Below are 13010 nucleotides of genomic sequence, written 5' to 3' on the forward strand. Positions count from 1 at the left end.
TTAAACATATACTTAGGATTTAAAGTGTTTTGCTAACATATCCAACAGAAGTTTGCGCGGTACAAGTCGAGATAATTTGCTTCTAATTTGAGTAATACTATTAGAGCTAATAACAGTTGGATAGCCTTTTTCCAAAGCGTCTAAAGATTCCCAAACAACTTTTTCGCAAGAATACACTTTATCTGTAGTACTTGCCAGTGCTGGGGGAAAATGAGCTTCTGCAAAAAAGTTTGTTTCTATTGGCCCTGGACAAGTGACCAAAATACGGACACCATATTGATTATTTTCTGCCCATAGTGCTTCACTAAAGCTGAGAATAAAAGCTTTGCTGGCTGCATAAACAGAAAGGTATGGTATCGGTTGAAATGCGGTAATAGAGGATACGTTGATAATACTTCCAGAACGACGTTGCCGCATCAAGGGGAGAAATTTGTGGGTTAAATCTACCAATGCCAAAATGTTTAATTGGACAATTTTGACTTGTCTTTCTCCATCTCCTTCAGCAAAGTCGCCATAGTAACCAAAACCAGCATTATTGATTAATAAGTCAATGGTTAATCCTTTTTCTTTAGTAGCATTAAATATAGCTGCTGCTGCATTAGGTTCTGTGAGGTCTTTAACTATAACCTCTACTTGAATTTCGTGTTGTTCTTCTAGTTCTTTAGCTAATTGGTTTAGTTTCTCTTCGGAACGAGCAACGAGTAGAAGATTGGTCTTGCGTGCAGCTAGTTCTTGGGCAAAAGCTTTACCAATACCACTAGAAGCACCAGTAATTAAAGCAGTTGGCATTCTACATATTTAGATAGTTTTTAAGCACCATTATAATTTTAGCGATGCTGGCTAAAAGTTTTAACTACCCAAAGTGATATACCTAAAAGGTGAAAAGCACTATTTAGTACTGAAATGAGAGCCGTGACCAAAATAATGATTTTTCTCATGGCGATTCCAATTCAAAATGAAATTGTTAATCACCATTTTTCAGACCAATAAACAATTTCTGAGGCAAAAGTATTAATAGCGACGCCGTAGCTATTTCCATGATTCCACTTGAAGCCAGGTCTACCTTTATCCTCTGTATTTAATACCAATATTTCATAACTAGGTGGAAAAGATTCTGTATGAGAGTCGCTGGTGTAGAAAAAAGTTGTCGGCACACCATTAGGTTGATTTATGTGATCGTTTGTGTTACCACCCCTATATTTGTGCTTTGCACTACTTCTATATTGTGATAATAATTTTTCTATTTTTTCTGGTTGCTGTTTCAGCCTAATTTGAAAAAAACTACTTCCTTGCGATTCAGGAGAGTAAGCAATGTGAACATCTTTGGCATCAGTGGGAATCTCATTAGGAAAATGTTTTATTTGGTCATTATCAGACCATAGCTGATTACGAATTTCTTTGTAACGTGATGTATCAGTTATTACTTTAGGTTGCCTAATACTGCTAAAATTTCTTCTCAGAAAAAAGCTTCCCCCGACAATACTAAAACTAGCAAGGGCTAATAGAAACTGCGATCGCTTCATCAAGTTGGGTACGTCTAACTTTCATAGCTATATACCCAACTAATAAACTAAATTCGTACTATTGCGGATATAGGGTCAGAGATATTAACAGAAACTTTGCGTATCCAAGGGAAATTTTGAGTAATTGTAAAATTACTATGAAGTTGGTCAATAATTACCTAGTTAAAAACCGTAGGTTATCCTCGTTGATATCAGTAGTACCTTTGTAGTTAACAAGATCAATTCTACAGCCATCGATTTTTTTCAATTCTTCCTGATGCAGCAATCACTAAGACGGATATATAAATAGTAGATGCACCTTAATTAAATCATAGCCCTCAGCTTTTAGTTGAGGGTTTTTTTATTATTGATATTTTTTGATTTTAAATTATAAATTTTTTACAAAGTTAAATTTTCCCGGATATGACAATCAATAAAGCGGATTAATAAATGGTAGATGCACCTTAATTAAATCATAGCCCTCAGCTTTTAGTTGAAGGCTTTTTTATTGCTGATATTTTTTAATTTAAGAATAAAGGTTTAATTTCCCCGGATATGGTAATCACTAAAGCGGATTAATAAATGGTAGATGCACCCTAATAAATTACAGCCTTCAGCCTAAAGCTGGGGGCTTTTCTTATTTAAATATAGATGGCAGCAAACTGGGAGCTAACCATACAGCATAACCAATAAATCCAAAGAGCAAGGTAATTAGGATAGTAATACCGTAGCTAATGCAAATTAATAAACCGTCAGATTCGATGGTGGCAACAGTCAAAAGTAAAATACCTACAGTGGGGATGGGATTTGTAAAGGGAATTGGTAATATTAGTAATACTGTTAACAAAGAGATACAAAGTCCATTAATTCGCCAAATCAAAGGATTATGGGCTATTTTTGCCAATCGAGGACGGGCGATTTTCTGTAACACTTTGGTAAGACGTCCCAAATTTTGCAAAAGTAACTGAGCAAAGGGACGAGGAAATTTGTAGTTAGCAATTCTTTTCGGTAGCCAAGGCGATCGCCTTCCTAAAACCATCTGCACTGACAACAGTAAACAAGCACCACCAAAAGGGCCAGTTAATCCCGGTGGCATAGGAAATAAAAAAGGCAAAATTAATAATGTAATTACCAGGCAGAACCCTCGTTCTGAGGTTTCTGCCAAAATATCACCTAGAGTTAGGGGTTGTTCAGCTAGGCGTTGTAACAAGGACTTTATATCTTGAGAAAATCTCAGATGCATTTGATGCAAGTTCCCACATTTTTAGTAGAGGGAGATGAGAGAGAATAACTCCTAACTCCTAATTTCTGGGGGTACTAAAACAGCTATAGCTTTAGGTATAACTCGAAAATGAGCAGGTGTATAGGTAGTAATTTCACCATCTGTATTAATAGGGCGAGGTTTGCGAGTACGTACCTCTATTTCTTGACCTTGAAGAGAGCGTACACTCTTCCAATGTATATGTCGCCCTCGTTGCATAGCGGGGAGTAATAGTAGAATCTCCCACCAATTTTTAATCTCCAAGCTATAGAGGTCTAGCCTTTGATCATCTATTGTTGCATCGTCAGCCACTGCCATACCGCCGCCGTAATAGCGGCCATTACCCACAGCAATTTGCACTGTTTTCACGTGAACTGATTCACCATTGATTAAAATCTCCGCAGTAAAAGGTCTAGCTTTTAAAATCACTTGCAATGCAGTAGCAGCATAAGCAAATATTCCCCAACGGCGTTTGACTTCTTTGGTAAGTCGCTGGGTAATTTTTACACTCAATCCCAGACTGGCAACGTTAAAAAAGTGCTTGCCGTTTACCCAACCCAAGTCTATGCGGTGTGAATTTCTATATCCAATAATTTTGCAAGCTTCGTTGAGGGAATTGGGGATTCCCAAAGTTCTAGCCAGATCATTGGCAGTTCCTAAAGGCAAAATTCCCAAGGGCAACTGAGTTTTAACTAAACCATCTACTGCCGCATTAAGAGTTCCATCTCCTCCACCAATAATTACTAAATCAACTTGATGCTGATAGCGAAGTATAACTTCAGTAAGATGTTTGGGGTCTTCTGTAGACTCCTCAATTAAATCAAAGCCGAGTGTTTTCAGATTTTCAATCGCTTCTGATATACCCTTTTCTCCTTGGCGGGCATGACGATTTACTAACAGCAGTGCGCGAGAACTCATGGGTTGTACCTTTTGTAGTTAATATGTCCAGTTATCTGCATCCATGTATTCTGCTTCAAGTTGACTATCGAAAAGTGTTTATTTTATTATGACAGTTATCAAAAATTCATTTAGTGAGATGAAGGAACCTTCTAAAGAAGTTATTCAGAAACAGTGAATTAAGGAGTACCACGAAGTGGATATCCATCGAACAACTTTACTGTTGCACTAAGATGTGTATTTCAGCGAACATAATGTAAAACCGTGTCCTATTTGGGGCAAAAAGACACGGTTTTATAGAAGTATTTAGTTATAATATTACAAAAATCAAAGTAAGATTTGATTTATACCAAAGTAATCCATTTACTGAGAGTTATTTCCTGGTTTATTAACTTTCTCTGTTGTGGGTAATCCTTGGTGATCGTAGTTTGTCCTTTCTTGAGTTAAAGCGATCGCACTAAAGAAAATTGCACTCCCTACAGCCAAGGCTACCATAGGACGTTTCAGCAAGACAAAATCTCTGATAATCCTAGCTAAAGGTCGGCTTTGACGACGTAGCGACGAAGCAACAATCAATTGTTTCCAAGTAAACGGATCGCGCACATAATGACCACTTTGGCAAACTACTAGCCGTTCCTGGCAATTGGGACAGCAAAACAAACCCATGCGCGTTTTAACTAGTTTGGGCGTATTATTTCTTTGGCAAATTGGGCAAGTAACATAATGATTATCAAAGGTGTGTATATTCATTTACCTCGTCCGCCTAGTCCATTTACTCGCTCTATAACAATAGCTATACTGAATTCCGATCAATACTTAGCAGACTTCCAAGTATGGTCTGACATCAGCCATAAATCATACATATATTGTATTACTACCAAGGATGGGCCAATGGTCGCAACACGAGTATAGCTAGATTTAGGCAAGGATGACTCCTAGTACTTGACCAACCCAAAAATGACGGGTGAAGGGAAGCAGGGGAAGAAAACAACTTGATTTTCTTACCATAAACCTCCGCAAAGTTTCTTTAATGGACTACTAGTTAATATTTGTGGGTGCGTCCACCCAGCCCACAAAAACTTGTTGTCTTTAGAAAGAATAGCGTTGGCGCTCACTCTCACCCCACTAGCCGCAGCTATATCCAAACTAGGCATCGCTGACCCTTAAATAATTGTCTTCCATGTAACCATTTTCCCCATAAAAATTTGCACAATCACATTTTTTACTAAATCTTTGTAAATCAAGCAAATAAAGTCTACTTGTCTGGTTGCTAAATAATGGCTCACAATGATAAGTAACAGATAAAAATTTAAATTTTTTCTTACATTTACCCCGCCTCTCAATGACTCTCTTGCCTCCCACTCAACTGAGGAAGGTAACGGAACAACCTGCCTTTCCTACACCTTCTGCTCGTTTAGCCTACTTAATTAATCGTTTTCAACCATCCCCAGAAACCGTTGTCCTGTTTTTAGCCATGCTCATTGGCGGTGGTACGGGTATGGGTATAGTCACCTTTCACTATTTAATCCAGCTGATTCACCAGTTGATGCTGGAAAATTTAATGGGTCAAATCGGCGTCTGGGGTGCTTGGACTTTAGCCTGCGTTCCCACCCTTGGCGGATTAATCGTTGGCTTGATGCGCTGGCGCACTCAAGATTTTGGCCCTGGACTTTCATCTCTTATCGCCGCTTCTCAGGGAACAGAGATTAAGCAACCACTACGACCAGTTACGAAGATGCTGGCTGCATCTGTTTCTTTGGGGAGCGGTGCTTCTTTGGGCCCTGAGGGGCCGAGTGTAGAAATTGGCGCAAATTTTGGGATGTTGTTGTCTGTAATCCTGAATGTATCTCAAGAACGCCAACGTTTGCTTTTAGGTGCTGGCGCGGCGGCTGGACTTGCGGCTGGATTTAATGCTCCCATCGCTGGAGTATTTTTTGCCCTAGAGGTGGTGATGGGAGCAACATCTTTCGCTACTTCTGCTGTGAGTGTGGTGCTGTTAGCGGCGGTAGTAGCAGCATTAATTGCTCAAATTGGTTTGGGGGCACAACCTGCTTTTGATTTACCTGTTTACCAAGTCCGCAGTCCCTTAGAATTACCCTTATACCTTGGCTTAGGTTTAGGGGCCAGCATAATTTCTGTCACTTATACTCAATCAATTCGTTTAGCAAAAGCCTGCTTTGCTGGCAAAGTTCCAGGTTTTGCCTTTTTGGGACAAATTCCTGAGCCGATTCATCCAATTATTGGCGGTGTGATGATTGGCGCAGTTGCTTTGCACTTCCCGCAAATTCTGGGCGTAGGTTATGAAACTGTAGAAGCAATGCTTCAGGATGTGGAGTTTCCACTCTACCTGTTGGTGGTGCTATTGGTAGTGAAGTTAGTGATGACTGCAATTAGCGCAGGTAGTGGTTTCATCGGCGGTTTGTTTGCACCAGCAATGTTCTTAGGCGCTTCTTTTGGATCGGCTTACGCCAAAATTTTGGCTGTAGCATTCCCAGCTATTTGCGATCAGATGGCGGCTCCCCCAGCTTACGCAATGGTAGGAATGGCAGCAGTGCTAGCTGGTAGTGTTAGAGCGCCGTTAACGTCTATTTTAATGCTGTTTGAATTAACCCGCGACTATCGCATTGTTTTACCGTTGATGGCAGCTGTGGGTTTGAGTGTTTGGCTAGTGGAAAGGATTAAACCAACTTTTAACTCTAACTCTAACTTACAACAAATTGGTCTTTCTGAATTGAAAGATGAACAAGCGGAAATTGTGCAGCAAATTTTGGTAGAAGATGCTATGTATCCCTGCCCAAAAAAGTTACCTGCAACTCTTGGAGTATTAGATGCAGCTGTAGAAATGATCCGCGATCGCGTCCGCAGTGCTTTAGTAGTTGATGAAGCAGAGCAATTAATTGGTATACTCTCTCTGGAAGATATTAACCGTGCCCTTGCTCTTTGGCAAACTTACTCAAATTCACCAACTGAAATTCCAGATAATTTATCCAGTCAAACTCTCATAGACATTTGTACTACTGAAATCCTTTATGCATGGCAAGATGAACTATTATCTGAAGCTTTAGACCGCATGAGTCTTAGAGGTTTGCATCAATTACCAGTAGTAGCACGAGATAAACCCGATCGCATTTTGGGTTTACTAGAAAGAGAGCAAATTGCGTTAACCTGCAATTTAGCAGTTACGCGCAAGGCACTTCGTCACTATTTACCAGTCTTACCGACTACAGATATAGTCATTAGTCATTAGTCATTAGTCATTGGTCATTGGTCATTGGTCATTGGTTTTCACAAAGGACAAATGACAATTGACTAATGACCATTTATATTTATTAAGCTGTAGCGTCTATGTCTTCATCATCTTCCCGATCTTCTGGGTCTACCTGTTTTAGACGAATGTGCTTTTTGCCTAAAGTGATGATAAATTCATCTCCTGGTTTCAGATTCATCTGTTTTGTATAAGCTGAACCTATAAGCAAGTTACCATTCGATTGCACACTAATTCTATAGCTAGCACTACGTCCACCACGCCCATTAGCACTGGGTGTACTATCCAATTGAATGCCTTCGGCATCAATTAGGGCATTTAAGAACTTCATCATATTGACGCGCTCTATACCATTTTTGGTAACGGTATAGTAGCCACACTTTTTGGCTTTGTCTTCTTTGCTCTCGCTCTCTAGCTCTTTGACTTTTTTGAGCAGTTCTTCACCGAGTAGGGGTTCAATTTTTTTCTGTTTAGGCATCAACTTAGGTCGAAAATGAATGTTTGAAGTGTTGGAATCGATTTTATTTTAGCTGACGTTGAGCTAATAGGAACATAATCCTTTAGTTTTTATCTCAACCTAGCCAAGTATATTACACTCAGATGCACAATTGTTATCCTATTACCAATATTTTTAAGACAATCTATTTTAGATAATGCTGGCAATGCTGATAACTATATATATATAGTTAGTGAATCACTGCTAGACTATACAAGTTTTAAGTTTTCTAAAGTGATGCTCGAAAAGTTGTTTACTTGCTGAGGATGATAACAGTGTCACAGAATGATAAGTAAAACTGATCCTTAACCATTGATAATTGGTTATTGGCCATTGGTTATTTACATAAGACAGAGGACAAACAATAAAGCTTGCCAAAATGAAACTAACTACCAGAGGACACTATAGTGTGAAGGCGTTGCTAGATTTGAGTTTACAGCCAAAATATGGCCCTGTATCTGTAAGAGCGATCGCTAAACGTCAAGATATCCCAGCTCCTTACCTCGAAAAACTACTAATAGAAATGCGTCGTGCATCAATAGTTAAATCAATTCGTGGTAGCATCGGCGGATACCAATTGGCAAGAGAGCCTGCACAAATATCTATAGGACAAATTTTAGAAGCAGTTGGCGAGACTAGCCCTTTACCCCATCACACTCCAGCACCTGCACAAGCTGAAGATTGGGTAACATTTAGCCTATGGCAGAGACTCAACCAAAAGCTCAAAGAAGCTTTATACAGTATTACTTTGGCAGACCTTTATTATGATGCTCGTAGCTGGCAAGCTGCCCTTGGGGAAGAAGCTAGTTTTGTGGTTTAGTCAAAGGTCAATAGTCCAAATATTGACCCTTGACTCGTAACTTATGACCAATAGCATCTATATCTTAATAATTGCTGCACTTTTAGATTACTTAATTGGCGATCCTTGGAATTGGCCTCATCCAGTGCAAGTTATGGGGTGGGTAATTTCTCGTCTGACCAAATTTTCTCTCCAATTGTGTAAAAATTCTCTAACGCAACGCCTAGCTGGAATTTTACTAGGTATTATCCTAATAATTGGTAGTGGACTTGTTGGCTTTTTGATTATTCAAAGTGCCAAATTGGTTCATCCGTTGTTGGGAATTGTACTAAATAGCATTCTTTTGGCTAGTTGTTTTGCAGGCAGAAGTTTACGAGCCGCAGCAGTGGCTGTTTTAGAACCTTTAACAGCAGGAGATTTAGAAAAAGCTCGGAAGATTTTAAGTAATTACGTTGGTCGAGATACTCAAAACCTCTCACAAACAGAAATTTACCGAGCCGTTTTAGAAACGGTTGCAGAAAATGCCACTGATGGGGTGATGGCTCCGCTTTTTTATGCAATTGTTGGTGTCTTTGTGCCAGTTGTGGGGCCAACTCCTTTGGCTTTAGCATATAAAGCCAGCAGTACCCTTGATTCAATGGTGGGCTATCGAGAAGCACCCTATACTTATTTGGGATGGTTCTGTGCGCGGTTGGAAGATTGTTTGACTTGGCTACCTTGTCGGTTAACAGTTGTGACTCTGGCGCTGTTATCGGGTAAACCGATGCATATTTGGCAAATTTGTCGTCGGGATGCAATTAATGATCCTAGTCCCAATTCTGGTTGGAGTGAGTGCGCCTATGCTGCTTTTTTGGGCGTGCAGATGGGGGGTACAAATTGGTATCGCGGGGTAGCTAAGTACAAACCACTGCTAGGAGATGCTATTTATCCCATTAGTGCAACTTCCATTCAGAATGCTTTGCAGTTGACCCGATATTGTTTTTTGGTATGGTTAGGGATAGCGATCGCAATATTCTTAATATTTCCAAACAGGTAATGATAAATATAAAGTTAGGAGTTAGAGACGCGATTAATCGCGTTTGTACAGGAGTTAAGAATAAAAACTCCTAACTCCTTAACTCATCACTCCTAACTTATTACTCACTATGTCTGCCAAAGTAGTTGAAATTCTCTCATCCGAAGAAATTCGTCGTACCTTAACTCGCCTTGCCTCTCAAATTGTAGAAAGGACGCGCGATTTGTCTCAACTGGTGCTTCTTGGTATTTATACAAGAGGTGCGTTATTAGCCGAATTGTTGGCGCGTCAAATTGAGACGCTCGAAGGTGTAGCCGTGTCAGTCGGCGCTTTGGACATTACATTTTATCGAGATGACCTCGATAAAATTGGATTGCGGACTCCAGCAAAAAGCGAAATTCCTTTTGACCTGACAGGGAAAACCGTTGTACTTGTAGATGATGTAATTTTCAAAGGACGGACGATTCGCGCTGCTTTGAACGCAGTCAACGACTACGGTAGACCAGAGGTGATTCGTTTAGCTGTGTTGGTAGATAGGGGTCATCGAGAATTACCAATCCACCCCGATTTTATTGGCAAAAAGTTACCTACTGCTAAAGAAGAAGTTGTCAAAGTTTACTTACAAAATTACGATGAACGAGATGCAGTGGAGTTAATTAGTCATTAGTCATTAGTCATTAGTCATTAGTTTTCTTCGCCTGCCTCTCCTGCTCCCCATCCCCCAACCTCACCGCAAAATTGGGCTACCGTGATGATGTACTAAATACCACTTCTCGCCAAGGAACTGAAATATATTTGTAGCTGTTGATTGTGCTTCAAGTCTTCTCCCACCTACTACTTGGAACACATTTTCTCTCAACACAACATAAGCAATTTTATCAGTAATCTCTGTAGCAATTATATCTGTATTTATTTCAATATAAGCGGTGTTTTTAAATATCTGCTCCCAAGAGGTGCGAATTTCCTTCCAACCTCGCAGTATATTACTTCCAGGATGAATACAAAAACTACCAGTTCCTTGTGACCATACTGCACTCATTGTCTCAATATCTTTTCTTTCAAAAGCTCGATAAAAAGCTGCATTAGCCGCTAAGACTTCATCCTTAGTCATGGGGAATTAAATAGTGAAGAGTTAAGAGTGAAGAGTTAAGAGTTAGGAATTCCTAAATTATAACTCTCAACTTTGAAAAATAAATTAGTAATTCTCAATGCCCAACTCCTAATTATTTTTGACTGTACTAATAGTTTGCAATAATTGGCTAGCTGTATAAGGCTTGTATAAAAAGGCTTTGATACCCATGTCATAAGCTGTATTAACTTTATCCTGCGAAGTTAGTCCACTGACAGCAAAGATAATACTTGCTTAACTAAAGTAGCCCCACGTTTAGCGTTTGTAATCAATATTTGCAATAATCGCCGAGAACGCTCATCAGCGATTTGTATCTCTAACAGTTGGGCTGTCATCAGAATCGGGGCAAGAATATTATTTAGGTCGTGGGCGATACCACTGGCTAATGAACAGAACTTTGATAGGGCTGTTGTCCATGTTTTTCTCCCACGGGTTCTAGTGGCAGTTTCACAATTTCAAACCAGTATTTAACTAGAATCTTGATAACCTCAACTAATGAAGCAAACGTTTGTTTCTCGACCCTTTACTATGTATCGTCTCCTTTGTATTAGTATGAATCAAATTATTAACTTGGCATAGATGACAACTCTTACATTGACATAAATAATCAAGTATGTAAGTTATATGTTGAGCCTGTTCAGTTAACGTGTCGCCACAGGTCGTTTTGAGGCGATCGCCAAAGCTTTTAATCTTACGCAGTGGCTCTTGCAGATCGTGGGAGGCGACAAATGCAAATTGTTTCAATTCTTCATTGGAACGGATAAGTTCTCGCCTCTGCCGAGTTTCTTGTTCTAGGATTAGGCTTTGAGCTGAGATAATGCCTATTTGATCTGCCAACTGGCTTACCTATTTTGTCATGAACGACATAACCGCGATCAAACATGTAGGCATAAGAACCATCGCTGCGGCGAAATGGATTCAATGCCTAAAACCCAATGTCATGAAAAATTGACATTATTACCATTGCTCAACATCTAACCAGCCACTAATGTTATGAAAACATGACAATGCGATCCCAGAAGGGCTTGTAAATTCGTGAAACAGGCAAAAAAGCTATTAAAACCCCTTGATCCCTAGATATGCTTAGTGGTTAATATTGACTTAACAGATAGAACTTCCTCGATCCCAAAGAAATGCTAATTTTGGCATAACTAAGGAATTGATTGGATGTTACCCCCATTTAAAAACAGACTAAAAAACCTTAAAAACTGGGCAAAACCAGGAGTCAGGATAAGAAATTCATCTGGAGTGGATGACATTTTATATAGCATTCTTTAACCAGGGGAAATCATTTACCGCTTAAACTACTGGAGGCCAAAATAATGGCAAAAGAACGCCCGCCACTAGAGGAGATGACCTTACGCCAACTACGCAAAGTTGCTAGCGAATATAGCATCTCTCGGTATAGCCGAATGCGTAAATCACAATTACTGGCATCAATTCAAGAAGTCCAGCGCAGTAAAAATTTACTTAGTCCATCTCGTTCATTGGAGGCACAGGAAACCGTGGAAGCTGCAAAGTTTGAATTAGGTCAGGAAGATCGAACTGGTGGATCTTTAGCTGATGTTGATGAAGGACTCGCAGATTTGCCCTCTGGCTATGGTGAAAGCCGGATTGTACTCTTACCACGCGATCCACAGTGGGCTTACACTTACTGGGATATTCCCAATGAGCATAAAGAGGAACTGCGCCGACAAGGGGGACAACAACTCGCACTCCGGATTTATGATGTCACCGACATCAATATCGAATACCAAAGCCCCCACAGCATTCAAGAATATCCTGCTGATGAACTAGCTAGAGAATGGTATCTGCCAGTTCCAGTTAGCGATCGCGATTATGTGATAGATATCGGTTATCGTGCTGCTGATGGACGCTGGTTGGTACTCGCTCGTTCTGCTAAAGTACACATTCCTCCTGTTTATCCTTCTGACTGGATTGAGGATGTCTTCATCACTGTCAACTTTGAAGAAGATTTGCGTGGTAAGACTCAGTACGAACTCGTACCACCTGCCAAGAAGGTTGCAGCTACCGCCAATGGCAATGCTGGTAATGCTGTGAATGGCAACCCCATCTACGACCAAATCTTTGGTTTAGCCGAATCTGCCGAATCACTACGGGTAGCTGGTTCTATCTTCGGTTCCCAGCATCAAGTACCAAGTTCAGCGCGTCCTGAACAAGCTATTAGCTCCTACGTTTTCCCATCTGGTGTGGGTATGTGGGCAGTTCCTACCGTGTCAGGCTTAACCGCTTCCGGTGCAGGAATGTCAGGTGTTGGCTTCTCAGCTTCCGCCGTACCAGTGCGTCCGCGCCAGTTCTGGTTAATTGCCGATGCTGAGTTAATCGTCTATGGTGCAACCGAACCAGATGCTACCGTAACCATTGGTGGCCGTCCAATTCAGCTAAATCCAGATGGAACATTCCGCTTCCAGATGTCCTTCCAAGATGGTTTAATTGACTATCCAATCTTGGCTGTAGCTGCTGATGGTGAGCAAACCCGGTCAATTCAGATGAAATTTAATCGTGAGACACCATCTAGAAATACCAACACCAAAGAAGAAGCTGTTTTAGAATGGTTTTCTTAAGTTTTGGTTTCAAACAACCTCTGAGATAAACTCCAGACTGAAATTTTAAATTATTCCCCGC

The 13010-nt window shown here is 40.3% G+C and carries 12 protein-coding genes and 2 pseudogenes; 5 read left to right on the plus strand and 9 right to left on the minus strand.

Annotated features, from left to right (window positions below):
- Positions 1 to 12 precede the first annotated feature (12 nt).
- The 5 genes from CDC33_RS11685 to CDC33_RS11705 all read right to left on the minus strand — a co-directional run bounded on the left by CDC33_RS11685 (position 13) and on the right by CDC33_RS11705 (position 4410).
- Positions 13 to 789, minus strand: a complete 777-nt coding sequence (locus CDC33_RS11685; RefSeq protein ID WP_109008627.1) for an SDR family NAD(P)-dependent oxidoreductase — start codon at positions 787 to 789, stop codon at positions 13 to 15.
- Positions 790 to 968: 179 nt separating this feature from the next.
- Positions 969 to 1523, minus strand: a complete 555-nt coding sequence (locus CDC33_RS11690) for a hypothetical protein (protein ID WP_109008628.1) — start codon at positions 1521 to 1523, stop codon at positions 969 to 971.
- A 616-nt stretch (positions 1524 to 2139) separates the two neighbouring features.
- Positions 2140 to 2745: an exopolysaccharide biosynthesis protein gene (locus CDC33_RS11695; RefSeq protein ID WP_109008629.1), complete on the minus strand. Its 606-nt coding sequence runs from the start codon at positions 2743 to 2745 to the stop codon at positions 2140 to 2142.
- Positions 2746 to 2796: 51 nt separating this feature from the next.
- Positions 2797 to 3681 (minus strand): lipid kinase, encoded by an 885-nt coding sequence (locus tag CDC33_RS11700; RefSeq protein ID WP_109008630.1) that lies wholly within the window; start codon positions 3679 to 3681, stop codon positions 2797 to 2799.
- Positions 3682 to 4023: 342 nt separating this feature from the next.
- Entirely contained in the window at positions 4024 to 4410 is a 387-nt protein-coding gene (locus CDC33_RS11705) for a hypothetical protein (protein ID WP_109008631.1), read from the minus strand.
- 592 nt (positions 4411 to 5002) lie between these two features.
- Between CDC33_RS11705 and CDC33_RS11710 the strand changes: the two genes are divergently transcribed.
- Complete coding sequence (locus CDC33_RS11710; protein WP_109008632.1) at positions 5003 to 6907, plus strand: chloride channel protein; 1905 nt, start codon at positions 5003 to 5005, stop codon at positions 6905 to 6907.
- An 82-nt stretch (positions 6908 to 6989) separates the two neighbouring features.
- Here the strand turns inward: CDC33_RS11710 and CDC33_RS11715 are convergent, their stop codons facing one another.
- Positions 6990 to 7403, minus strand: coding sequence for an AbrB family transcriptional regulator (locus tag CDC33_RS11715; protein ID WP_109008633.1), 414 nt, complete (start codon positions 7401 to 7403; stop codon positions 6990 to 6992).
- 397 nt (positions 7404 to 7800) lie between these two features.
- On the opposite strand from CDC33_RS11715, the gene CDC33_RS11720 reads away from it, so the two are divergent.
- From CDC33_RS11720 to pyrR, 3 genes are all read left to right on the plus strand, one after another.
- A complete protein-coding gene (locus tag CDC33_RS11720; RefSeq protein ID WP_109008634.1) occupies positions 7801 to 8241 on the plus strand; it encodes an Rrf2 family transcriptional regulator in 441 nt (146 codons plus the stop codon).
- Positions 8242 to 8284: 43 nt separating this feature from the next.
- A complete protein-coding gene (cbiB, locus tag CDC33_RS11725) occupies positions 8285 to 9256 on the plus strand; it encodes an adenosylcobinamide-phosphate synthase CbiB (RefSeq protein WP_109008635.1) in 972 nt (323 codons plus the stop codon).
- Between the two features lie 109 nt (positions 9257 to 9365).
- Positions 9366 to 9902, plus strand: a complete 537-nt coding sequence (gene pyrR, locus CDC33_RS11730; protein ID WP_109008636.1) for a bifunctional pyr operon transcriptional regulator/uracil phosphoribosyltransferase PyrR — start codon at positions 9366 to 9368, stop codon at positions 9900 to 9902.
- 60 nt (positions 9903 to 9962) lie between these two features.
- Here the strand turns inward: pyrR and CDC33_RS11735 are convergent, their stop codons facing one another.
- From CDC33_RS11735 to CDC33_RS11750, 3 genes and pseudogenes are all read right to left on the minus strand, one after another.
- Positions 9963 to 10346, minus strand: a complete 384-nt coding sequence (locus CDC33_RS11735; RefSeq protein WP_109008637.1) for a nuclear transport factor 2 family protein — start codon at positions 10344 to 10346, stop codon at positions 9963 to 9965.
- 239 nt (positions 10347 to 10585) lie between these two features.
- Positions 10586 to 10753 (minus strand): annotated as a pseudogene (locus CDC33_RS11740) (histidine kinase dimerization/phospho-acceptor domain-containing protein); the annotation flags it as partial.
- Positions 10754 to 10991: 238 nt separating this feature from the next.
- A pseudogene (locus CDC33_RS11750) lies at positions 10992 to 11204 on the minus strand (histidine kinase); the annotation flags it as partial.
- A 482-nt stretch (positions 11205 to 11686) separates the two neighbouring features.
- Between CDC33_RS11750 and CDC33_RS11755 the strand changes: the two are divergent.
- Complete coding sequence (locus CDC33_RS11755; RefSeq protein WP_109008638.1) at positions 11687 to 12949, plus strand: DUF4912 domain-containing protein; 1263 nt, start codon at positions 11687 to 11689, stop codon at positions 12947 to 12949.
- The last annotated feature ends 61 nt before the right edge of the window (positions 12950 to 13010 follow it).

The sequence above is a fragment of the Nostoc commune NIES-4072 genome, from assembly GCF_003113895.1.
Classification (GTDB): domain Bacteria; phylum Cyanobacteriota; class Cyanobacteriia; order Cyanobacteriales; family Nostocaceae; genus Nostoc; species Nostoc commune.